Here is a 26,810-nt window from a genome sequence, read left to right on the forward strand (position 1 = left end):
CCCGCCGCAACGAAAACGGGTCAATGCGCGCTCAGATAATCCTCGAGGACCGGCCCCACCACGGCCAGGACCTCGGGTTCGATCATCTGGTTGTGCTCGCACTCGATCTTCACTTCCCGGATGCCTCCGGTGACGGAACTCCGCCACTCCTCCGGTGAATGCTGGTCCGTCGACGCCGATCCGGCGGCGGTGAAGAACAGCAGATCCCCGTCGAACACCTGCGGGCGGAAGTTGTTCATGATCCGCGAGGAGTTCGTGAATCCGGCGCTGATCCGCTCGAGGTGCTGCGGGGTCAGCCCCGTCTTCTGCCCGAATGCGTCGTCCAGCAACTCGACCGCCCGCTCGTAGGTGAGTTCCTCCCCGGAGACGGACTCGAGGTCGAGTCCGAGCCCGTGGAGCAACTCGGACACGGTGAGGCTCTCCGGGCCCTGGTCGGTCCCGTTCGTCACGTAGCTGTCCATGACGGCCAGCGTGTCGACCGCCTCGCCTTCCCGCCGCAGTTCGACGGCCATCGCGTGGGCGATGACGCCGCCGAGCGACCAGCCCAGCAGGTGGTAGGGCCCGTGCGCCTGCACCTTGCGCATCTCCAGCACGTACTGGTGCGCCAGCTGCTCGATCGACTCGAAGCTCGGGCCGCCGCTGATGATCGGCAACTGCAGGCCGAACGCCGGACGGTCCTGCGAGAGGTGCTGCAGGAGACCCGCGTACCCCCACGACAGGCCGATCCCGGGATGGATGCAGAACAGGGGCGGCTTCTCCCCTGTCGGACGCAGCGGGATGACCACGCCGAGCGCCTCGTCCACCGGCGACCCCGCCGCGTTCTCGGTGTCGACCCGCAGTGCCAGGCCCGCGGGCGTCGGGTCCAGGAACATGGACTGCAACGGGATCTGCCGTCCGAGGCGTTCCTGCAGCACCGTGATCACGCGGGTGGCGACGATCGAGTTACCGCCGAGGTCGAAGAAGCTGTCGGCGGTGCCGACCCGGTCCACGCCCAGCACCTCGGCGAAGGCCTCGACGATGATCCGCTCGGTCGCCGTCGTCGGGGCCCGGAAGGCCGCGCCGGTGGTGCCGAACTCGGGCGCGGGCAGCGCCTTACGGTCGAGCTTGCCGACCGGGGTCATCGGGATCTGATCGAGAACGACCACGGCGGACGGGACCATGTGCGCGGGCAGGCGGTCGGCCGCGTGGGTACGCAACTCCGCCGGCTCGAGATCGTGTCCCTCGGCCGCCCGCACGTACGACGCGAGGAGCGTGTCGCCGGACGGCCCGGTGTGACCGATGGTGGCCGCGAACGCAACCGCAGGGTGGCGGGCGAGGACGGCGTCGATCTCACCGAGCTCGATGCGGAAGCCGCGGACCTTCACCTGGAAGTCGGTGCGGCCGATGTACTCGATGGTGTGGTCGCCGCGCCAGCGCACCACGTCGCCGGTGCGGTACATCCGGCGACCGGGCTCCCCGAACGGGCAGGCGACGAACCGTTCCGACGTCAGAGCCGACCGGTTGTGGTACCCGCGTGCCAGTCCGGGTCCGGTGATGTACAGCTCGCCGGGCACGCCGACCGGGACGGGCTGCAGGCGTTCGTCGAGGACCAGCGAACCGAATCCCAGCGCGGGTGCGCCGATGTTCACGACCCCACCCGGTCGCATCGGGGCACTGACGCTCGCCTGGATGGTCGTCTCCGTCGGCCCGTACCCGTTGTGCATGTTGCGGTGCTTGCCCCAGATCTCCACCAGCTCCGGCGGGCACGCCTCACCGGCCACCGCGAGGACCCGGAGCGATTCGAGTCCCACATCCTCGATGGACGACAGCGCGGTAGGCGTGATGAACGCGTGCGTCACCGCGTTCCGCCGGAACAGGTCGGCCAGCTCCGTGCCACCGAAGACGGTCGGCGGCACGATCACGACCCGCGCCGACGCGCCGAACGCCATCATCAGCTCGAAGATCGACGCGTCGAAGCTCGGAGACGCCAGATGCGAGACCCGGGAGTCGTGCGTGACGTGGAACCGTTCGTGTTCCTCCGCGGTGAGGTTGGCCATGCCGCGGTGAGTGACGATGACCCCCTTCGGTTTACCGGTCGACCCCGACGTGTAGATCAGGTACGCCGGGTTGGCCAGATGGAGCGGGCGGGTGCGGTCGGCGTCGGTGACCGGCGCCGAGGAGACGGCCGCGACCTGCTCGGCGAAGGACTCGTCGTCGAGCACCAGCCACGGCACGGTGTCCGGCAGGTTGTCGCGGCGATCGGCGACGGTCAGGCCGACCGAGGCCCGGCAGTCGGTCAGCATGTAGTCGATGCGGTCCCGCGGGTAGGTCGGGTCGACGGGCACGAACGCCGCACCCGACTTCGCGACCGACCAGATCGACACGACTTCCTCGATCGACCGCGGCATTCCGATCGCCACGAACGTCTCCGGTCCGACCCCCTGGGCGCACAGCACCCGCGCCAGCCGGTTCGACCATTCGTCGAGTTCGCGGTAGGTGACCTGCCGGTCCTCGAAGGACAACGCCACCGAATCGGGGTCGAGCGCCGCAGCGGCCGTCAGCAGGTCGGGCCACACCTCGGGCCGCACGTCGGGCTTGCCGCGGGCGGGGACCATCTCGTCGATCTCTGCCTCGTCGAGCAGCGGGAGGGTGCCGATCGGCCGGTCCGGATCGGCGGTGACGGCCGCGAGGATCCGGACGAAGCGGTCCGCGATCGAGCGTGCCGTGGCGGGGTCGAAGAGGGAGACCGCGAAGTCGAGTCCGCCGGCGACGCCCGCGGGCGCGCCGTCCTGATCGAACCGCTCGGCCAGGATCACCTCGAGATCTTCTTTCACCACCTTGGTTTCGAGGTCCACGTTCTCGACCCGAAGGCCCGGCAGTTCCAGTGTCGGGTTCTCGTTGTTCTGGAATTCGAGGGCCACCTGGAACAGCGGTGAGTACGACGTGGACCGGGTCGGGTTGAGCTCCTCGACGAGCCGCTCGAACGGCAGGTCCGAGTGCTGGAACGCGGCCAGGTCGGTTTCCCGGATCCGCTGCACCAGTTCGGTGAACGTCGAGGCCGGGTCGATCCGGTTCCGCAGGACCAGGGTGTTGACGAACATGCCGACCATGTCGTCGAGGGCGGCTTCACCGCGCCCGGCGACGGGGGTGCCGATGACCACGTCGTCGGTGCTGCCGAGCCGCGCGAGCAGCACGGCCAGTGCGGCATGGACGGTCATGAACATGGTGGCGTTGTTGGCCCGGGCCAGCGCCGTCAGCCGCTGATGGAGGTCGGCGTCGATCGCGAACTCGACCCGATCGCCCTCGAACGTCTGCTGGATCGGGCGGGGCCGGTCGGTCGGCAACTGGATGACGTCCGGCACCCCGGCCAGCGTCTCCGACCAGAACCGCAACTGCCGGTTGATCATCGACTCGGGATCGTTCTCCGAGCCGAGTCCGGCGTGCTGCCACAGCGTGTAGTCCGCGTACTGGACGTCCAGCGCGTTCCACGCCGGGCCGTCGCCGCCGAGCCGGGACGTGTAGGCCACCATCACGTCGCGGGCGAGCGGCGCCAGGGAGAACCCGTCCGCGCTGATGTGGTGCACCACGATCGTCAGCACGTGATGGTCGGGCGCGGTCCGGAACAGGGCTGCGCGGACCGGGACGTCGGTGCTGACGTCGAACCCGCGCGACACCAGATCCATGATGTGCCGCGGCAGGTCGTCCGCTGCCACGGCGACCGTGTCGACGTCCGGTTGCGCATCGGCGGCGGGCAGGATCCGCTGGGTCGGTTCGTTGTCGACCGTCGGGAAGACGGTGCGCAGCGTCTCGTGGCGTTCGAGGACGTCGGCCATCGCCAGCCGCAGGGCGTCCTCGTCCAGGGTTCCGGTCAGCCGGACGGCCAACGGAATGTTGTAGGCCGGTGAGGACGTGTCGAACTGGTTGAGGAACCACATCCGCTTCTGCGCCAGCGACAGCGGAATCCGGTCCGGACGTTCGACCGGTGCGAGGGCGGGGCGGGCGCCGCCGCTCACACTGTCGGCGACACGTGCGGCCAGCGACCGGACGTCGGGGGCCTCGAACAGGGCGCGCACACCGATGTCGGTGTCGAGGGCGTCCCGCAACCGTGCCGTGACACGGGTGGCGACCAGCGAGTTTCCGCCGAGATCGAAGAAGTTGTCGTCGATGCCGATCCGTTCGATTCCGAGGACGTCGGCGAAGATGTCCACGATCTTGCGCTCGAGATCGTTGGTCGGCGGCTGGAACTCGGTGGTGGTGACGTGGAATTCGGGCGCGGGCAGCGCCGACCGGTCCAGTTTGCCCACCGGGGTCAACGGGATCTCGTCCAGGAACATGATGCTCGTCGGGACCATGTGCCCGGGGAGCCGGGTCGACAGGTGCGCGGTCAGCTCGGCCGGGTCGACGCCGTCGGCGGTGTTGGGCAGCAGGTAGGTCACCAGCACCGTGTCACCGGACGGGCCGGGGACACCGAGGGTCGCGGCGAAGCTGACCCCGGGGAACGCGGCGATCTCGTTGTCGATCTCGCCGAGTTCGATGCGGAACCCGCGGATCTTCACCTGGAAGTCGCTGCGGCCCACGTACTCGACGGTGTGGTCGGCGCGCCAGCGGACGATGTCGCCGGTGCGGTACATCCGCTCCCCCGCCTCCCCGAACGGGTTGGCGACGAACCGCTGGCTGCTCAGTTCCGGGCGCCGGTGGTAGCCGCGGGCGAGACCCGCACCGGTGATGTACAGCTCGCCGGGAACTCCGACGGGCACCGGCTGGAGACGTGAATCGAGCACGAGCTCACCGACTCCGCGGATCGGGCCGCCGAGAGTGATGGGGTCGCCCACCGTCATCGGGTCGCTGATGTTGGCCATCACCGTGGTCTCGGTGGGGCCGTACGCGTTGGACAGCTGCCGGCCGGGTGCCCAGCGGGTCACCAGTTCCGGCGGGCACGCCTCGCCGCCGAACACGACGTGCTGGAACTCGTCGAGCCCCTCCGGGTCGACCGTGGACAGCGCCGCGGTGGTGACGAATGCGTGGGTGACGTGTTCGGTCCTGATCAGTTCGGCCAGTTCCGCTCCGCCGTACACCGTCGGCGGTGCGATCACCATCGTGGCGCCGACCCCGAACGCCTGCAGGTACTCGAACACCGACCCGTCGAAGCTGGGCGTCGAGAAGTGCAGTGTGCGGGACGTCTGCGCGGCGGCGAAACGCTGCCGCTGGTCCTCGGCGAAGTTGTCGAGGCCCTCGTGGGTGACCACGACACCCTTCGGCTTGCCCGTCGAACCGGACGTATAGACGATGTAGGCGGCGTTGTCGAGGCTTATCGGCGAGCGCCGATCCGAATCAGCCACCGGCAGAGCCGGTTTCGACTGGCACGCCTTCTCGAACTTGGGCGAGTCGAGCTGCAGCCACGGCACCGAGTCGGGCAGCGCCTTCTCGTACGCGGCCATGGTCAATCCAATGGTGGCACCCGAATCGGTGAGCATGTGCTCGATGCGGTCCATCGGGTAGTTCGGGTCGACGGGGACGAATGCGGCGCCCGTCTTGGCCACCGCCCACACGGCGAGGACCGACTCGATCGATCGGGGAATGCCGAGCGCCACGAATGTCTCCGGGCCGGCCCCACGGGAGATGAGAACCCGGGCGAGCTGGTTGGAGCGTTCGTTGAGTTCCCGGTAGGACACGTTGCGGCCCTCGAACGTGAGCGCCGTGCGGTTCGGATCCAGTGCGGCGGCGTCCTCGAAGATCTGCGGCAGCGTCCGGACGGAGAACCCGGGGCGGCCGCGTACCGGCGCGAACTCGGCGAGTTCGGCCTCGGTGAGCAATTGCATGTGGGCCAGCGGGATCTCGGGCCGGTCGGCGAGGGCGTCGAGCACCCGCTGCAGCCGATCCGCGATCTCGTCGACCGCGCTTTCCTCGAAGACCTCGGGGAGGTACTCGAACTTGAAATTCAGCCGCGTGTCCCCGGAGGCGACGACGGCGAGCGGGTAGTGCGCGGAGTCCTTGCCGTCGATGCCGGTGACGAACATCCCGGCGATGTCGGTCTGTTCCGTCAGCCCCGCCTCGTCCACCGGGTACGACTCGAACACGGTCAGCGTGTCGAAGGCACCGCCGCCGCCGACCGCCGACTGGATGTCGGTCAGACCCACGTAATGGTGATCGAGCAGCGTGGCCTGTTCGCTCTGCACACGTTCGAGCAACTCGCCCAGCGACTCCCACGGGTCGAGAGTCACCCGCACCGGCAGCGTGTTGATGAACAGACCCACCATCGACTCGATGCCCGCGATCTGCGGCGGCCGGCCCGACACCGTCCCGCCGAACACCACGTCGGAGCGGCCGACCAAGCCGCCCAGCACGATTCCCCACGCCGTCTGGACGACGGTGTTGAGGGTGAGCCCGCGTTCCCGGCTCAGGTCCCGCAACCGGGTGGTCTGCTCCTCCGACAGCGTGAAGGCGGTCTCCTCCGCGACGGCGGAGTGCGCCTCACCCCGCTCCAGCGGGGCCAGGAGGGTCGGCTCCTCGACACCGTCGAGCGCGGTGCGCCAGGCGTCGAGGGAGTCCGTGGTGTCGTGCCGCTTCATCCACGACAGGTAGTCGCGGTAGGAGTGGACCCGCGGAAGCAGGCTGCCGTCGGCGTCCAACGCGTACAGCGTCAGCAGGTCGCGGATGACCAGCGGAGTCGACCAGCCGTCGAGCAGGATGTGGTGGTTGGTCAGGATCAGCCGGTAGTCCTCCTCGGTGAGCCGGACCAGTGCGAGGCGCAGCAACGGCGCGTTCGCCATGTCGAACTTCACCGACCGGTCCCGTGCCGCGATCCGGTCGTATTCGCGGGTGGTCTCGTCCGGGTCGAGTGCCGAGAGGTCGAACTCCGACCAGGGCAGTTCCACATGCTGCTGGATGATCTGCGCCGAGGCGCCCGCACTGTCGTGGACGAACGCGGCCCGCAAGTTGGGGTGCCGGTCCAGCAGGGCCTGCCCGGCCCGGCGGATCCGGTCCGGGTTGATGTCGCCGCGCAGTTTCAGCGCCAGCTGCACCAGGTACGGGTCGACCGAGGCGTCCGAGAACTGGGCGTGGAACAGGAGCCCGGACTGCAGCGGTGACAGCGACCAGATGTCCGACAGCGCCGGGAACCTGGCCTCGAGCCGGTCGATCGCGTCCTGGTCGAGGGTGACCAGGTCCAGATCGGACGGGGTCACGCCGCCGGCGTCGGGCCGCGCGACGTGGGTGGTCAGCGCGGTCAGCGCCTGCACCCACAGGTCGGCGAGCGCGCGGACCTCGGACGGGGTGAGGACCCCGGTCGGGAACGCCCACGTGGCCCGCAGCCGGTTGCCGTCGGCCCCGGTGCCGGTGACGGCGTTGATGTCGAGCGCCGACGCCACCGGGATGTCGGAGGCGGGAATGTCGTCGAGCTTCGTGTCCGTCACCGGAACCCAGGCGTGACCGTGGATGTCGGTGGACGTCGCACCGCCCAGCCGTCCCAGGTAGTTGAACGTGACCTGCGGCTTCGCCAGCGCCCGCAGCTGATCCGCGCTCTCCGCGTCCAGGTAGCGGAGCATGCCGTAGCCGATGCCGTGGTCCGGGATGGCCAGCAGTTGTTCCTTGATCGCCTTGACCGCGGAACCGGCGGCCTTGCCACCGGCGAACGCGTCGTCGAGGTCGATGCCCGACAGGTCCAGGCGCACCGGGAACATCGCCGTGAACCAGCCGACGGTGCGGCCCAGATCGGCGCCCGGCAGCACCTGGTCCTCGCGGCCGTGGCCTTCGAGGCTGACCAGCGACTCGCGCGTGAAGTCGCCGTGGGTGCGCCGCCACTGCGCCAGTGCCAGCGCCAGCGCGGTCAGCAGTCCGTCGTTGACGCCGCCGTGGAACGCCTCCGGGACACGGGTCAGCAGCGCGTCCGTGACGTCGGCGGGCACCTCCACGGTGACCTTCTCGACGGTCCCCGCCACGTCGATCGCGGTGTCGAGCGTCCGCGATCCGATCAGCGGGTCGTCGGCCTCGAGCACCCGGCGCCACAGTTCTATCTCGTCGGTGCGTTCGCGGGTCGCCTCGACGAGTCCGTGCGACCAGCGCCGCATCGACGTGCCGACCGGCTCCAGGGCCGGTTCCTGACCCGCGGAGATCTGCGCCCACGCGGTCGCCAGGTCGGGGACGAGGATTCGCCACGACACACCGTCGACCACCAGGTGATGGGCCACGACCAGCAGCCGCCCACCCTCGTCGCCGGCGTCGAACCACACCATCTGCAGCATGACCCCGGCCTCGGGGTCCAGTCGTCCCGCCGCGGCATCGAGTTCACCGGTCGCGACCTCCGCGAACCCGGAACCGACCACCGACGCGACCTCGACACGGTGCAGCACGTCGTCGACGTCGACCGCGCCCACGGCCTGCACCTCGATCCGCCACTGCGGCTCGGCACCGAGGAGACGCGCCCGCAGCATGTCGTGGTGATCCACGACGGCCGCGATCGTGCGCTTCAGCAGCGTCTCGTCGGCCGCGGCGGGCAGGGAGAGCAGCGCGGTCTGCGTGTAGCGGCGGAAGTCGCCGCCGCGTTCGAGCAGCCACGCGGTGATCGGGGTGACCGGCATCTCGCCGATCCCGCCGCCCGGCAGTTCGTCGAGTACCACCACCTCGGCGGCGCCCGCCCAGGAGGCGGACTCGGCGAGCGCGGCAACCGTCTTGGCCTCGAACACGTCCCGCGGGGTGAGCACCACACCGGCGGCCTTCGCACGCGCTACCAGCTGGATCGACATGATGCTGTCGCCGCCGAGGGCGAAGAACGAATCGTCCACACCCACCGATTCCAGACCGAGCACCTCGGCGAACAGCCCGGCGAGGACGGTTTCCATCTCCGTCGCCGGGGCGCGGCCCGCCGACACCCGGGCCCCGAAGTCGGGTTCCGGCAGCGCGCGGCGGTCGAGTTTGCCGTTGCTCGTCAACGGCAGCGCGTCGAGCACCACGAGGGTGGCGGGCACCATGTACGAGGTGAGCTGGGTGCCGACGAATTCGAGCGCCGACGACACCTCGACGGTGCCGCCGGATTCCGGAACCACGTAACCGATCAGCCGGTGACCGCCGTGCCCGTCGTCGCGGGTGAGGACGACGGCCTGGGCGATGCCGCGGTACCGGAGCAGCGCGGATTCGATCTCGCCGAGTTCGATGCGGAAACCGCGGATCTTCACCTGGAAGTCGCTGCGACCCAGGTACTCGAGCTGGCCGTCGGTGTTCCAGCGCGCCAGGTCGCCCGTGCGGTACATCCGTGCTCCGGGACGGAGCGGGTCGGCCACGAACCGGGTCGAACTGAGCCCGGCCCGGCCGAGGTAACCGCGGGTCACCTGGTCACCCGAGACGTACATCTCCCCGATGGTGCCCGGGGGAACCGGGTGCAGGCGCCGGTCGAGGACGTGCACGTGCAGCCCGGCGATTCCGCGGCCGATCACACTGGCCGACGCGAACTCGGCGAACTCGCGGTCGAGCGCGAGGTAGCTGACGTGGACCGTCGTCTCGGTGATGCCGTACATGTTCACCAGGGTCGGGGCGGAGTCGTCGTGTCGGGAGTACCAGCGGCCGAGCTGACCGAGGTCGAGAGCCTCACCACCGAAGATCACGTACCGCAGCGCCAGTGCCGCCGCGTTCACGTCGATCTCCGAGACGATGCGGTCGGTCTCGGCGAGCTGATAGAACGCGGTCGGGGTCTGGTTGAGGACGGTGACCTGCTCGTTCCGCAGAAGTTCGTGGAACATTTCCGGCGACCGCGCCGTGTAATAGTCGACGACGACGAGTCGGCCGCCGTAGAGCAGCGGACCCCACAGCTCCCACACGGAGAAGTCGAACGCGTACGAGTGGAACATCGTCCACACGTCGTTCTCGTCGAACCCGTAGAGCGGCTGCGTGTTCGCGAACAGCGTCAGCACGTTGCGGTGCGAGACGACCACGCCCTTGGGGCGGCCCGTCGACCCGGAGGTGTAGATGACGTACGCCACCGACGCGGAGTCGAGCGGTGTCACCCGGTCTGCGTCGGTGATCGTCGCCGGCGACTGCTGCGCGAGGTCCGCGGTGGTCTCGGGGTCGTCGAGCAGGATCGCCGGGGTCTCCGAATCGGGCAGGGCGGAGACGTCCCCGGTGGTGGTGATGACGCAATTCGGTGCCGCGTCCTCGAACACGAACGCCAGCCGATCCGCCGGGTAGGTGATATCGACGGGCAGGTAACCGCCGCCGGACTTGATCACCGCGAGCAGGGCGATGATCAGATCGCAGGTGCGTGGGAGTGCCACGGCCACCAGGGTTTCCGGACCCACGCCCTGGGAGATGAGCAGGCGGGCCAACCGGTTCGACCGGGCGTCGAGTTCCGCGTACGTCAGAGCCACGTCCTCCGACGTCACCGCTGTGGCGTCCGGGAACCGGGCCACACTCTGTGCGAACCGGTCCGCGAGGGTGTCGGTGCCGGCGTCGACACCGGCGGTGTTCCATTCGGTCGCCATCGCCGACCGCTCGGCGGCGTCGGTGATCACGATGTCACCGACCGGGGCCTGCGGGTCGGTGGTGACCGCGCCGAGGATCCGCAGGAACCGGTCGGCGAATGTGCGGACAGTGCCCGCGTCGAACAGATCGGTGGCGAAGATGAACGACGCGGCGATACCCGACGCCACCCCGTCCGCGTCGAATCTTTCCTCGACGCCGAGCTGCAGGTCGAACTTGGCGACCTCGAGATCGAAATCGACGGCGGCCGCTGTCAGTTCCGGGAGCTCGAGCCGCGGTGTCTCGTTGTTCCGGAACTCGAGCAGCGCCTGGAACAGCGGCGAGTGCGCGGTGGAGCGCTCCGGCGCGAGGACGTCGACGAGTCGCTCGAACGGCAGGTCCGAATGGTGGAACGCGGCGAGGTCGGTGGCCCGCACCTGATCCATCAGGGCGCCGAAACCCTCCGCGGGGTCGACGGCGCTCCGCAGCACCAGGGTGTTGACGAACATGCCGACCATGTCGTCGAGCGCCGCGTCACCGCGGCCCGCGATGGGTGTGCCGACCGCGATGTCCTCGGTGGACGAGAGCGCCGACAGCAGCACCGACAGGGCCGCGTGGACGGCCATGAACATGGTGGAGTTGTGCTTGCGCGCCAATGCCGCCAGCGCCCGGTGCACCTCCGCCGGAATCGTGAAGTCGACCTGCGCACCGCGGAACGACTGCTGGACCGGTCGCGCCCGGTCGGTCGGCAGCTGCAGGAGTTCGGGCAGGTCGGCCAGCTGATCCGTCCAGTACCGGAGTTGCTGGGAGATCAGCGATTCGGCGTCGCTCTCGTCACCCAGGAGTTGGAGCTGCCACAGGGTGTAGTCGGCGTACTGCACCGACAGCGGGTTCCACTGCGGTGCGCTTCCCGCGATGCGGGCGGCGTACGCGGTCATGACGTCCCGCGCGAGTGGGGTGAGTGAGAACCCGTCGGCGCAGATGTGGTGCACCACGATGACGAGCACGTGATCGTCGGGGGCGAGTGCGAACAGCGCCGACCGTATCGGCACGTCGGCCGTCACGTCGAAGCCGGCGGTCGCGAGACCGGCGATGTGCTCCCGGAGTTCGTCCTCGGACACCCCGACGATCTCGAGGTTCGGCGTCCACTGACCGGGTGAGAGCACCACCTGGGTCGGTTCGCCGTCGTGGGACGGGAATACGGTCCGCAACGATTCGTGGCGGACGAAGACGTCCGTCACCGCCGCGCGCAGCGACTCCACGTCCAGGTGACCGGTCAGCCGCACGGCCAGGGGGATGTTGTAGGCCGCCGACGACGTGTCGAACTGGTTGAGGAACCACATCCTCTTCTGCGCCAGCGACACCGGCACGTGCGCGGGCCGCGGCATCGGGCCGAGCGGGATCCGGACGTGGGCACCGTCCTGCGCGGGTGCGAATGCCGTCGACTCGATGAGGCGGGCCAGCTGATGGATCGTCGGCGCCTCGAACAGCGTGCGGACGCCGATGTCGGTGTCCAGTTCCGCGGTCAGGCGTGCGGCGACACGGGTCGCGATCAGCGAGTTTCCGCCGATGTCGAAGAAGTTGTCGTCGATGCCGACTCGTTCGATTCCCAGGACCGTGGTGATGACGTCGGCGATCGTGTGTTCGAGGACCGTCGACGGCGGCCGGAAGTCGTCCGACGTGGGCAGGAACTGCGGTTCGGGCAGCGCCGCCCGATCGAGCTTGCCGACGGGGGTGAGCGGGATCTCGTCGAGGATCATGATGCTCGACGGCACCATGTGCGCGGGCAGCAGGTTCGCCGTCCACTCCTTCAGTTCCGGTGGTTCGAGCACCGACTCGGCCTCCGGCAGCACGTACGAGACAAGCACGGTGTCGCCGGCGGGACCGGGACGCCCGAGGGTGACGGCGAACGCGACGGACGGGTGCCCGGCGAGCGCGCTGTCGATGTCGCCGAGCTCGATGCGGAAGCCGCGGATCTTCACCTGGAAGTCGGTGCGGCCCAGGTATTCGACCGTGTGATCGGACCGCCACCGCGCGAGGTCGCCGGTGCGGTACATCCGGTCGCCCGGGTCGCCGTAGGGGTTGGCGACGAACCGCTCGCCGGTCAGCCCGGCGCGTGCATGATAGCCGCGGGCCAGGCCCTCACCGGAGATGTAGAGCTCGCCGGCGACGCCGACGGAGACCGGTTGCAGCCGCGAGTCGAGAATTACCTCGGAGACGCCGCGGACGGGGGCACCGATGGTGACCGTCTCACCCGCCTGCAGGTGATCGCTGAGGTTGCTCATGATGGTGGTCTCGGTGGGACCGTAGCCGTTGTACATGGTGCGGCCCGGCGCCCAGCGGGTCACCAGTTCCGGAGGGACGGCCTCGCCGCCGGCGACCACGTTCTGGAACACGTCGAGACCCTCGGGGTCCACGGAGGCCAGCGCCGCGGGGGTGACGAACCCGTGGGTGACGCCCTCGGTCCGGATCAGCTCCGCGAGTTCCTCACCGCCGTACACGGACGGCGGCACGATCACCATGGTCGCGCCGACGGCGAAGGACAGCAGGTATTCGAGGACCGAAGCGTCGAAGCTCGGTGAGGAGAAGTGCAGCGTCCGCGACGTCGAATCCGTCGCGTAGCGGGCCCGCTGCTCCTCGGCGAAATTGTCGAGACCGCGGTGGCTGACCACCACTCCCTTCGGCTTGCCGGTGGAGCCGGACGTGTAGATGACGTACGCGGGGTGTGCGAAGCGCAGGGGCGCGACGCGGTCGTCGTCGGTCACGGTGTCGGTGGACATCGCCCGTGTGGTGGCTTCGGTCTCGGCGTCGTCGAGGGTCAGCCAGCTGACCGTGCCCGGGAGCCGGCCGTGGTCGGCCTCCAGACGGAGGCCGAACGTGCACCCGGAATCGGTGACCATGTGCTCGACCCGCTCACGCGGGTAGGTCGGGTCGACCGGAACGAACGCCGCGCCGGTCTTGGTGATCGACCAGACCGCGAGGACCGATTCGATGGACCGTGAGATACCCAGGGCCACGATGTCTTCCGGGCCGACGCCGCGGTCGATGAGCAGCCGCGCAAGCTGGTTGGAGCGGTCGTCGAGTTCCCGGTAGGACATCCGGCGGTCCCCGAACACGAGCGCGGTCGCGGCGCCCGCCGCGGCGGCCGTCTCGGTGAACATTTGCGGCAGTGTGCGCACGGAGCGGCCGGGCCTCCCGCGGGCCGGAACCAGTTCGGCTTCTTCGACGTCGGTGAGCAGGCGCAGCTGCGCGAGCTTCATCCCGGGGTGCTCGGCGAGCGCGATCAGAGCCCGGATGATCCGGTCGCCGATCCGCTCGACGTCGGCCCGGTCGAACAGTTCCTCGACGTACTCGAGCTTCAGTTGCAGATTCTCGTGCGCCGACGCGATCAGCGCGAGCGGGTAGTGGGCGGCGTTCGCGCTGTCGTGCACGTCGAGGACGTGCATGCCGGCGATGTCGGTCTGGTCGCTCAGCCCCTCCCGATCGACGGGATAGGACTCGAAGACGGTCAGCGTGTCGAAACCGGCGCCGGAACCGGCCACCGACTGGATGTCCGTCAGTCCGACGTAGTGGTGGTCGAGCAGCCCGGCTTGCTCGCCCTGAATGCGTTCGAGCAACTCCCCCAGCGTTTCCCGCGGGTCGAGAACCACCCGCACCGGCAGGGTGTTGATGAACAGGCCCACCATCGACTCGATCCCCGCGATCTGCGGAGGCCGACCCGACACCGTCCCACCGAAGACCACATCGGAGCGACCGACCAAGCCGCCCAGCACGATTCCCCACGCGGTGCGGATCAGGGTGCTGAGGGTCAGGCCGTGCTCGCGTGCGAGCACACTCAGCTGATCGGTGCGGTCGACGTCGAGTTCGACGAGCAGTTCACTGGACTGCGTGTCGCTCTGCACCGACGCGTCGGCCGGCGCGAGCAGCGTCGGCTCCTCCACCCCGGCGAGGGCACGCTGCCACACACCGAGGGAGTCCTCGGTGCTGCGGTGCGACATCCAGGTGAGGTAGTCGCGGTAGGGGTGCACCCGCGGCAGTGCCGTGGCGTCACCCTCCGTGGCGTACAGGGTCAGGAGGTCGCGGATCAGCAGCGGCATCGACCAGCCGTCGAGCAGGATGTGGTGATTGGTGACGATCAGGCGCTGCTCGTCCCCACCGAGCTGGATCAGCATGAACCGCAACAGCGGCGGGGTGGCCATGTCGAACCCACGGCGCCGGTCGGCGTCGAGGAGTCGCGCGATCTCGGCTTCGCGGCTCTCCACGTCGAGACCGGACAGGTCGATCTCCGTCCAGGGCAGTTCCGCGTACCGGTGGATCGCCTGGACTGGGGTGCCACCCTCGTCGTGGACGAACGACGCCCGCAGATTCGCGTGCCGGTCGAGCAGGGCCTGCCCGGCCACCCGCATGCGGGACGGGACGGCACCGCGCAGTTCGAGTGTCACCTGCACGGTGTACGAGTCGATCGTCTGATCGGCCAGCAGTGCGTGGAAGAGCAGTCCGGACTGCAGCGGCGACAGCGACCAGATGTCGGACAGCGCCGGGAAGCGCGATTCGATGCGGTCGATGGCGTCCTGGTCGAGGCTGACCAGTTCGAGGTCGGACGGGGTCACGCCGCCGGCGTCGGGGCGGGCCGCGTACGTCGTGAGCGCGGTGAGCGCCTGCACCCACAGTTCGGCGAGTTCCCGGACCTCGGCGACGGTGAGGACACCGGCCGCGTACGCCCAGGTGGCACGCAGCTGAGGCCGGTCCTCCACCTCGGTGGTGACCGCGTTGACGTCGATGGCCGAGGTGACCGGGGTGTCGAGGTCCTGCGCACGGTCCATGTCGACTTCACCGGTCGGCGTCCAGCCGGCGCGGGTGGCCGCCTCGGACAGGTCGGCGGCGAAGCGTCCCAGGTAGTTGAAGCTGATCTGAGGCAGCGAGCGGGCCGCGAGCAGCGGTGCGGTGTCGGCGTTGAGGTAACGCAGCATGCCGTACCCCATGCCGTGGTCCGGGATCGCGAGCAACTGTTCCTTGATCGCCTTGATCGCCGAGCCTGCGGCCTTGCCGCCGTCGAACGCGTCGTCGAGGTCGATACCCGACAGGTCGAGCCGCACGGGGAACATGGCCGTGAACCAGCCGACGGTGCGGCCCAGATCGGCGCCCGGCACGACCTGGTCTTCACGGCCGTGCCCCTCGAGGCTCACCAGTGTCCCGTCGACGGACCTGCCGTGCAGGGTGTGGCCGCGGGTGCGCCGCCACTGGGTGACCGCCATCGCCAGCGCGGTGAGCAGTCCGTCGTTCACGCTGCCGCGGATCGCCTCCGGCAGAGCCGTGAGGACGGCTTCGCTGACCTCGGCGGGCAGCTGCACCGTGACGCGGCCGACGGTCGCGTTGACGTCGATGTCGGGGTCGAGCGGACGGCTGCCGACGAGCGGGTCCTCGCAGTCGAGGATGCGCTGCCACAGGTCCAGTTCGCCTGCCCGGTTCGCCGCCTCGTCGACCAGGCCGTGCGCCCATCGGCGCATGGACGTGCCGACCTGGTCGAGGACCGGTTCCTGGCCTGCCGAGATCTGCGCCCACGCGGTCGCGAGGTCGGGGACGAGGATGCGCCACGACACACCGTCGACCACGAGGTGATGCGCAACCACGAGCAGGCGGCCGCCGGACTCCCCGGCGTCGAACCACACCACCTGGACCATGACCCCGGCCGCGGGATCGAGCCGGTCCAGCGCGGCGTCGAGTTCCGCGATCACCGACGCCGCGAACGCCCGGGTTCCCGGGGCCGTGGACACGGCGACCCGGCGGATCAGGTCCTGAGCGTCGACCGCACCGACCGGGCGAACGGCGAGGTGCGAGTCCTCGGCGGAGACGATCAGCTGCGCGCGCAGCATGTCGTGCCGGTCGAGGACGGCCTGGAACGTGGCGCTCAGGGGTTCGAGTTCGCGGAGGTTCGGCGGTGCGGTCAGCAGCGCGGACTGCGACATCCGGTTGAACTCGCCGCCCCGTTCGAGCAGCCACTTCGTGATCGGGGTGGTCGGCATGTCGCCGACTCCGCCACCCGGCAGTTCGTCGAGGACGACGACGTCGGCGGCGCCCACCCACGACGCCACCGCGGCGAGACCGGCAACGGTCTTGGCCTCGAACACGTCCCGCGGGGTGAGTACCACACCCGCCGCCTTCGCACGGGCCACCAACTGGATCGACATGATGCTGTCGCCGCCGAGGGCGAAGAACGAGTCCTCGACACCGGCGGATTCGAGACCGAGGACCTCGGCGAACAGTCCGGCGAGCACCTCTTCCATCTCCGACACCGGCGCGCGGCCCGCCGACACCCGGGCCCCGAAATCGGGCTCGGGCAGCGCGCGGCGATCCAGCTTGCCTGCGGGGGTGAGCGGCAACTCGTCGAGCACGATCAGCGCGGACGGCACCATGTACGGGGCGAGGAATCCGCCGACGAAATCGAGGACCGCCTCCGGGTCGAGTTCCGCGCCCGCCGTGGGGACGAGGTACCCGACGAGCCGGTTGGCGCCGGTGCTGCCCGTGTGTGCGGACACCACCGAACGGGCGACCCCCGGGAAACGCGTGAGGGCGGTCTCGATCTCGCCGAGTTCGATGCGGAACCCGCGGATCTTCACCTGGAAATCGCTGCGGCCCAGGTACTCGAGCTGGCCGGCACCGTTCCAGCGCGCCAGGTCACCGGTCCGGTACATGCGGGCTCCGAGGCCTCCGTACGGGTTGGCGACGAAACGCTCCGCTGTCGTGCCCGCCCGGTCCTTGTAGCCACGGGCCAGACCGGAACCGGTGACGTACAGTTCGCCGGTCACCCCGTTGGGCACCGGGTGCAGGCGTGAATCGAGCACCATCTCCCCGGTTCCCATCGGCGGACGGCCGATGGTGACACCCTCACCGGGAAGCATCGGTCCCGTCACGCTCGACACGACCGTCGCCTCGGTGGGGCCGTAGGCGTTGAACATCCGCCTGCCCCCGGTCACCCACTGCGTCACCAGCTCCGGCGGGCACACGTCGCCACCGGTGGCGACGCACTCGAGCTGGTCGAGGCCCGCGGGGTCCACGGACGCCATGGCCGCCGGGGTGATGAACGCGTGCGTGACCCGGCCCTCCCGGAGCACGTCGGCGAGTTCGGTGCCGCCGATGACGGACGCCGGCGCGATCACCATGGTCGCGCCGGAGCCGACCGCGAGCAGCAGTTCCAGGATCGAGGCGTCGAAGCTCGGCGACGAGAAATGCAGCGTGCGCGACCGCGGGGTGACCCCGAAGCGGACGCGTTCGTCGGTGGCGAAGTTCGCCAGGCCGCGATGGGTGACGACGACGCCCTTCGGGGTGCCGGTGGACCCGGACGTGTAGATCAGGTAGGCGGGGTTCTCCAGCGCGAGCGGGTGGGTCCGGTCGGCGTCGGTGACGACCGCGGCGGAGTGTGCGCTCACCTCGTCGTCGAATCCGGGTGCGTCGACCACGACGTAGGACGTGCAGTCCGGCAGCGTGGGACGGAACTCGGCGACGGTGAGCGCGAGCGCCGCACCGGAGTCGCTGAGCATGTGGACGATCCGGTCGGTCGGGTAGTTCGGGTCGACGGGGACGAACGCGGCGCCGGTCTTGGCGACCGCCCACAGCGACAGCACCGATTCCGGCGACCGCGCCAGCGCCAGCGCGACCACCGATTCCGGGCCGATACCGCGCCCGATCAGCAGGCGGGCGAGACGGTTCGACCGCTCGTCGAGTTCGCGGTAGGTCACTTCGCTGCCCTCGTAGGACAGCGCGGCCGCCTTGGGATCCACGGAGGCCGCGGCCGCGAGCAGTTCGGGCAGGGTCCGCGGTTCGGCGTCGGGCCCGTCCATCACCGGGGTGAGCGCCGCACGTTCGGACGCCACCATCAGGTCGATGTCGCCGACGGCCATGCCAGGCTCGGACGTCACCGCGTCGAAGATCCGCTGCAGGTAATCGGCGAAACCGGCGATCGTGGACGTGTCGAACAGACTCGACGCGTAGGTGAACGCCGCGGAGATCCCGGCGGGCTCCCCCGACACCCCGAACTCCTCGGTGAGCGTCAGTTGCAGGTCGAAGTTGGAGATGTCGGTGGCCAGGTCGAGACCGGTGACGGTCAACCCGGGCAGCTCCAGCCGCGGCCGCTCGTTGTTGCGGAACTCCAGCACCACCTGGAACAGCGGCGAATGCGATGTCGCGCGTTCGGGCGAGATCGCGTCGACCAGCCGCTCGAACGGCAGATCCGCATGGTGGAAGGCGTTCAGGTCGGTGTCGCGGACCGTGGACAGCAGGTCGGTGAACGTGCCGGCCGGTTCGACCGGGGTGCGCAGCACCAGGGTGTTGACGAACATGCCGACCATGTCGTCCAGGGCGGCGTCGCCACGGCCGGCGATGGGGGTGCCCACCGCCACGTCGTCCGTGTCACCCAGCCGGGCCAGCAGCACGGCCAGCGCGGCGTGCACGGCCATGAACACACTCGAATTGTGTTCGCGGGCAGTCGTGATCAACCGGCTGTGCACCTGCGGATCGATACTGAACGGGTGGATGCCGCCGCGCATCGACTGCTGTATCGGGCGGGGGTGGTCCGTCGGCAGCGCGAGCAGTTCCGGAAGCCCGGCGAGCGTGTGTGTCCAGTAGTCGAGCTGGGCGGCGAGCAGGCTGTCGGGGTCGTCGGCGTTGCCGAGGACCCGGTGCTGCCAGAGCGCGAAGTCGGCGTACTGCACGGGCAGGGCCGTCCAGTCCGGTGCCTGTCCCCCGGTGCGGGCCGCGTAGGCGGTCATCACGTCCCGGGCGAGCGGGGCCATGGAGAAGCCGTCCGCGCTGATGTGGTGGACGACGATGACGAGAACGTGCTCGCCGGGATCGGTGCGGAACAGGGCGGCGCGCACCGGCACCGACACCGTGACGTCGAACCCGTCGCCCGCCAGTCGCGAGATGTGCTCGGGCAGTTCCGCTTCCGTCGTCGCGATCGGTGACAGATCCGGCACCACGTCCTCGGTCGGCAGGATCACCTGGACGGGTTCGCCCTCCACCATCGGGAACCGGGTGCGCAACGACTCGTGCCGGTCCATCACGTCGGCGACGGCGTCCTGCATCGCGTCCTCGTCGAGGTCGCCCGTCAACCGCACCGCGAGCGCGATGTTGTAGGCCGGGGAGTCGAGGTCGAACTGGTTGATGAACCACATGCGCTTCTGCGCCAGCGAGACCGGCAGCCGGTCGGGACGCACCCCGGCCACCAGCGGCGGGCGTTCGGCGCCCTGCACGGCCTCGGATTCGATCCGGGTGGCCAGTGTCGCCACAGTCGGGGCGTCGAAGATCTCCCGCACCCCGATCCGGCTGCCCAGCGCGGCGTTGACCCGCGCCACCAGCCGGGTAGCCACCAGCGAGTTGCCGCCGAGGTCGAAGAAGCTGTCGTACACACCGATACGGGGCGCGTCGAGCAGATCCGCGAAGATCGACGCGAGGATCTCCTCGATCGGGTTGCGCGGAGTGACGAATTCTGCGGACGGGCTGAGGAATTCCGGCTCGGGCAGGGCACCCCGGTCCAGCTTGCCGGTGGCCCCGAGCGGGAACCGGTCGAGGACGATGATCCGGGTGGGCACCATGTAGGCGGGCAGCGCCTCCGCCGCTGCGTCGCGCACGACGGCGGTGTCGATGTCGGCGCCGGCCACGGGGATCACGTAGCCGACGAGGCTTTCGCCGGTGGCCTCGCTGCGGTGCACCGTCACGACGGCCTGCGCCACCGAAGGGTGCGCCAGCACGGCCGCCTCGACCTCGCCGAGTTCGATGCGCTGACCCCGGAGCTTGACCTGGAAGTCGCGGCGGCCGATGTACTCGACGTTGCCGTCGGCACGCCAGCGGACGACGTCGCCGGTGCGGTACATCCGCTGTCCCGGCTCGCCGAACGGGTTCGCCACGAACCGGTCCGACGTCAGATCGCTGCGACCGACGTAGCCGCGGGCCAGCTGGATGCCGGCCAGATACAGTTCGCCGTGCACCCCGACCGGCACCGGGTGCAGCCGGGAGTCGAGGACGTACAGCTGCGTGTTCCACACGGGCGCGCCGATCGGGACCGAGGCCCGGTCGCCCTCGGTGCACTCCCAGTAGGTGACGTCGACCGCGGCCTCCGTCGGGCCGTACAGGTTGTGCAGTGCCGCGGATCCGAAGTCCCGGAACGAGTCGGCGGTGGCGGGCGGGAGCGCCTCACCACTGCAGAACACCTGGCGCAGCGAACCGCAGAGTTCCGGTTCGGCGCCCGCGGTGAACACCGCCAGCATCGACGGCACGAAGTGCATGGTGGTGACCTGGTGGTCGGCGATGATGTGGGACAGGTACGTCGGGTCGCGGTGACCGTCCGGCGCAGCGAGGACGAGTCGCGCACCGACCTCGAGGGGCCAGAACAGTTCCCACACGGACACGTCGAACGTGACGGGCGTCTTCTGCAGCACCACGTCCGTGTGGTCCATCCGGTACGTGTCCTGCATCCACAGCAGCCGGTTCACGATCGCGCGGTGGCTGACCGCGACGCCCTTGGGCCGGCCCGTCGATCCGGATGTGTAGATCACGTAGGCGGTGGAATCGGGGTGGATCGGACCGCCCCGCTCGGCGTCGGTGATCGGGGTGCTCGGCCGCCGGGACAGGTTCAGGGTGTCGATCTCGATCGCGGTCGCACCGGCCGCGCTGTCGACGCCCTCGCACCGGTCGCGCGAGGAGGTGAGAACGCATGCGGGTTCGGCACTCTCGATCACGTAGGCGATTCGGGAGGCGGGATGGTCGGGGTCGAGCGGAACGTACGCTGCCCCGGTCTTCTCCACCGCGTAGATCGCGATCATCAGCTCGAGTGAACGGCGCAGGGCGACGGCGACCCGGGATTCGGGTCCGACGCCGCGGGCGAGGAGTTCGCGTGCCAGCCGGTTGGCGCGGGCATCGAATTCCGCGTACAGCAGTTCCTCTTCGGCGAACACCACTGCCACGGCGTCCGGGGTGCGGGCCACCTGCGCCTCGAACAGGCTGACCAGGGTCGCCGAGTCCGGTACGGCGACGTCGGTGTCGATCCACTGCTCGAGCATCCGGTGGGTCTCGTCCGCGCCGATCAGGTCGATGTCGCCGACCTTCGCGTCCGATCCGGCGGTGATGGTCTCGAGGAGGGTGACGAAGCGTTCCGCCAGCGCCGTCATCGTCGGCGGGTCGAACAGTTCCGACGCGTACGAGAATTGGACGTCGATCGCACCAGGGGCGCCGGATTGCTCGGTGTGCTCGGTGAGGATGACCTGGAGGTCGAATTTGGCGGCGCCGGTCTCGAGGGCCTCGACTTCCACGTCGAGCCCGGGCAGCTCGAGCCGCGTGTTCGCGAATCCCTGCAGCACCAGCATCACCTGGAACAGCGGTGAATGTGCCTCGGAGCGGGTCGGCTTCAGTTCGTCGACGAGCCGCTCGTAGGGCAGATCGGTGTTGCTGAACGCCTCCAGATCCACGGAGCGGGTGTGCGAGAGGATCTCGGGGAAGCTGCGATCGGGGTCGACGGTGGTGCGCAGGACGACGGTGTTGACGAACATGCCGACGACGTCGTCGAGTTGGCGTTCCCCACGACCGGAGACCGGGGACCCGATCGACACGTCGGACGACCCGCTCGACCGGGACAGCAGGACCGCGAGGGCGGCGTGCACCACCATGAACAGGCTGGCGTCGTTGGCGCCTGCGATGTCGAGCAGCGCGGCGTGGATCCGCGCCGGGATCGAGAAGTCGGCGGTGGCACCGATCATCGACTGCCGGGCCGGGCGCGGACGGTCGGTCGGCAGATCCATGACCTCGGGGGCGCCGTCGAGGGTGCGGGCCCAGAACGCCAGCTGCCGGGCGAGGAGGCTCGTCGGATCGTCGGGGGAACCGAGCAGCTCGCGCTGCCACACCGCGAAATCGGCGTACTGCACCTCGAGCGGCGCCCACTGCGGTGTGTCGCCGGCGGCGCGGGCGTGGTACGCCACCATCACGTCCCGGGTCAGCGGTGTCATCGACAGGCCGTCGGCGGCGATGTGGTGCACCACGAACACCAGCACGTGATGGTCGGTCGCGGTGCGGTAGAGCTCCGCCCGGATCGGCGGTTCGACGGTGACGTCGAAACCGGCTGCGGCGTCGGCGATCAGGCGGGATTCGAGCTCGTTCTCGGCCACCTCGACCGCGTCGAGGTGCGGGCTCACCTCCGCGACCGGCAGAACCACCTGGATGGGACCGTTGGGGGTGTTCGGGAACACCGTCCGCAGCGACTCGTGCCGGGTGAGGACGTCACTCACCGCCGTCCGCAGCGCCTCCACGTCGAGCGTGCCACGCAGCCGGATACCGACGGGAATGTTGTACGCGGGCGAGGCGGTGTCGAGCTGGTTGATGAACCACATCCGCTGCTGCGCCAACGACACCTGCACCGGACCGGACCCGGCCCGCGGCGCGAGCACGGGGCGGGCGGAGGTGCGGGGCCCGAGTGCGTCCACGCGGGCACTGAGCATCGCGACGCTGGGCGCCTCGAACAGATCGAGCACCCCGATCTCCGTGCTCAGGGCTGCGTTGACCCGGGACACCACGCGGGTCGCGACGAGGGAGTCGCCGCCCAGGTCGAAGAAGCTGTCGTCGACGCCGATGCGCTCGACTCCCAGAAGCGCCGCGAACACCTCCGCGATCTGCATCTCGGTGGGGGTCACCGGCGCCCGGTAGACGGTGGAGGTGGCCTCGAACTGCGGTTCGGGCAACGCCTTCCGGTCGAGTTTGCCCGCCGGTGTCAGCGGGACCTCGAGGAGCACCATCACCCGGGCGGGCACCATGTGCGCGGGCAGCGCGGCCGCGGCGTGTTCGAGGATGTCGCCGACGGCGATGTCGGCTCCGTCCTCGGGGAGCACGTACGTCACCAGCACCGTGTCGCCGGACGGTGCTGTCCGTCCGACCGTGGTCGCGAACGCCACACTCGGGTGCGAGCGGACGACGGCGTCGATCTCGCCGAGTTCGATGCGGAATCCGCGGATCTTCACCTGGAAGTCGGTGCGGCCCAGGTATTCCAGCTGACCGTCCGTGTTCCACCGCGCCAGGTCGCCGGTGCGGTACATCCGCTCGCCCGGCGCCCCGTGAGGGTCGGCGACGAACCGTTCGGCCGTCGAGATCGACCGATTGTGGTACCCGCGTGCCACACCGTCGCCGGTGATGTACAGCTCGCCGGGGACCCCTCTCGGGACGGGGTGCAAGCGCGAATCGAGCACCAGCAGACCGCAACCGCGGGACGGGCGGCCGATCGTCACCGGTTCGCCGACCGTCAACGGTCCGGCCACGCTCGCGACGACGGTGGCCTCGGTGGGACCGTAGGCGTTGAACATGACCCGCCCCGGCGCCCACTGCGCCACCAGCGCAGGAGGACAGCTCTCACCACCGGTGACGACGCACCGGATGTGGTCGAGCCCGGTGGGATCGACGGATGCCAGCGCGGCCGGGGTCACGAACGCGTGCGTCACCCGTTCACGACGCAACAGGTCCCCCAGTTCGGTGCCGCCGTACACCGTCGACGGTGCCACCACCATCGTGGCGCCGGCACCCACTGCGAGAAGCAGTTCCAGGATGGACGCGTCGAAACTCGGCGAGGAGAAGTGCAGGGTGCGGGCGCCGGCGGTGATCTCGAACCGCTGCCGCTCGTCCTCGGCGAAATTGGCCAGGCCGACGTGGGTGACGACGACACCCTTGGGTGTGCCGGTGGAGCCGGACGTGTAGATCAGGTAGGCCGGATCCGCGGTCCGCAGCGGCCGGAGACGGTCGGCGTCGGTGATCGCGCCGGCCGCGTGTTTCGCCAGGTCCCGGCCGAACGACGCATCGTCCATCACGAGCCACGAAGTGGCCTCGGGCAGCGACGACCGGTGCGCCGCCGCGGTGAGACCGACGACCGCACCGGAATCGGTGAGCATGTGCTCGATGCGATCGGCCGGATAGTTCGGGTCGACCGGGACGAACGCGGCCCCGGACTTCGCGACCGCCCAGGTGGCCAGCACCGACTCGATCGACCGCGCGATCGCGAGCGCCACAACCGAACCCGGTCCCACGCCGTGGCCGATCAGCATGCGGGCCAGACGGTCCGACTGCTCGTCGAGTTCGGGGTAAGTCAGGGTGCGCCCCTGGTAGACGAGGGCGTCCCCGTCGCCGCCCGCCTCCACGGCGCGCGCGAGCAGCGCGGGAAGCGTGCGGGGTTCCACCGACGGCTCGTCGCGGACCGGCGCGAGTTCCGCGTACTCGACGTGCTCGAGGAGGTCGACGTCCCCGATCGGTGCGGTGGGGTCCGCCGTCACCGCCTGCAGGATGCGGACGAAGCGCGCGGCGAGCGCCTCCGCGCTGTCACGGTCCCACACGTCCGTGGCGAACCGCAGCCGGCCGTTGATGCCGCCCGACTCCGATTCGGTAAGGGAGAACACGAGATCCAGCCCCAGCGCTCGGTGTTCGCGCTGGATCGGACTGACCGTCACGTTCCCGGACGAGTCGTGAGGATGGCCGCCGTCGGTGAATTCGAGCATCACCTGGAACAGCGGCGTGTGCGAGGGATCGGATTCGGCTCCTAGGGCGGCGACGAGATCGTCGAAGGGCAGCGCCGCATTCGCGAACGCGTCCCGGTCGGCGTCCCGGACCCGGCTCAGGTGGTCGACGAACGACGATGCAGTGTCCACCTGCGACCGCAGGACGGTCTTGTTGAAGAATGCACCGGCCTCCGGGTCGTCGGAGTCGGCCGCCTCGCGCCCGACGATCGGTGTTCCGATCACGACGTCGTCGGTGTCGCCCAGCCGGCCCAGCAGGACGGCCAGAGCCGCGTGCAGCGTCGTGAAGATCCCGGTGCCCGCCTCCTCGGCCCGCTGTGCCGCGCGCCTCTGCACGACGGCGTCGACGGCGAATCCGACGACCTCGCCCGCCCCGGCCCGCTCGGTCGGGCGCGGCCGGTCCAGCGGCAGTGCCGTCACCTCCGGCAGACCCGCCAACTCCCGCTTCCAGAACGCGAGCTGGGCCTCCCGCTCGAGGAACCGCGCGCCGAGGCGTCCGCTCTCGGCGTGAATGTCGGCGGTCCGCGTCTGCGGCTCGGCGGTGACGAACTCCTCGACCAGCTCCACGAACCTGCGGTGGTGGGCGCGCAACTCCTCCGAGCCGTACCGGTTGGGATTGCCGCGGAAATCGAGGAGCGTCTGGCCGTCACCGCTTTGATAGATGTTCACCAGCAGGTCGTCCACCGGGCCCGACGTCACGATGTGGTACTCGCCCGTGACCGTGCCCAGCGTGAACGCCTGATGGAACAGCATGACGTTCACCATCGGACCGGCGAGGCCCTCCGCGGTCCCGGCGAGTCCGGCATCGCGGCGGATGTCCTCGAGGCTGCACCGCTGATGGCGCAGCGCGCCCATCAGTTCGAGCTGCGTCCGCTGCACGAGCTCGGCCACCGTGTCCTCCGGGCGGACGGTGATCCGCAGCGGGGCGACGTTGACGAGCATGCCACCGGACCGCTGCAACGGCGCCGTGGTGCGCGCCGACACCGGCAGGTTGATGAGTACGTCCCGCTTGCCCGTCATGCGGGACAGATAGCAGGCGAACCCGGCGAGCAGCACAGCCGCCGACGTGGCGCCGACCCGCTGATCCGACTCTCCGAGGAAACCCAGTGCAGTTTCGGAGATCTTCGCGCTCTCGAGCCGGCTCTTCGCCGCCGCGGGGGCGTCGTGGGTGGCGAGCGTCGACCCGTGCTCGATGCCGACAATGCGTTCGGCCCAGTACAACCGGTCGTTCTCGAAGCGGCTCGACGCCCGGTACTTCTGGTCGAGTTCGTATAGTTCACGCAGGTCCAGCGCACGGTTCGGTTCCGGCTCGGTTCCCTCGACCGCCGCAGTGTACAGCGCCGCGATCCGGTTCACCATGGTCATACCGCTGTACCCGTCGAGTGCGACGTGGTGAATCCTGGTGTACCACAAGTAGTGCTGCTCACCGACTTGGAGGACGTTCATCTCGACGAGCCGGTCCCGGGTGAGCCGGAGCGGCGTCGCGTAATCCTCGTCGATCCACACCTGCGCGGCGGAAATCGGGTCGGGCTCGCCCCGGAAGTCGAGGAAGCCGATCGACGGATCGATGCTGAAATCGACCGCCTGGTAGGGCTCCCCGTCGACGTCCAGCAGTCGCAGGAACGGCGACTGGAACTCCTGACCGGCCCGGACCGCCGCGTCGCTCAACAGGTCCAGGTCGATCTCGCCCCGCAACTCGATGTACTGGGCGATGAACTTGGGAACCGTGGGGCTCAGTTGCTGGGCAAACCACATACTCCGTTGCACCGAGGAGAGCGGGAAGGCCCCTTCGGGAACGTTCACATCTTCGGCGCCGTTATTCGGCTGCGGCGAATTCACAGTCGTCATCTC

The 26,810-nt window shown here is 69.6% G+C and carries 1 protein-coding gene; it reads right to left on the minus strand.

Annotated elements, in window-relative coordinates; genetic code table 11:
• Positions 1-20 precede the first annotated feature (20 nt).
• Positions 21-26,807, minus strand: a complete 26,787-nt coding sequence (locus ACFVJ3_RS17075; protein WP_378453151.1) for a non-ribosomal peptide synthase/polyketide synthase — start codon at positions 26,805-26,807, stop codon at positions 21-23.
• Positions 26,808-26,810 lie beyond the last annotated feature (3 nt).

Source organism: Rhodococcus sp. NPDC127593 (assembly GCF_042671975.1).
Classification (GTDB): domain Bacteria; phylum Actinomycetota; class Actinomycetes; order Mycobacteriales; family Mycobacteriaceae; genus Rhodococcus_F.

Bases quoted from the DNA above. Each gene is read 5' to 3' on its own strand.
- ACFVJ3_RS17075 (WP_378453151.1), bottom strand. From the start codon at position 26,807: ATGACGACTGTGAATTCGCCGCAGCCGAATAACGGCGCCGAAGATGTG.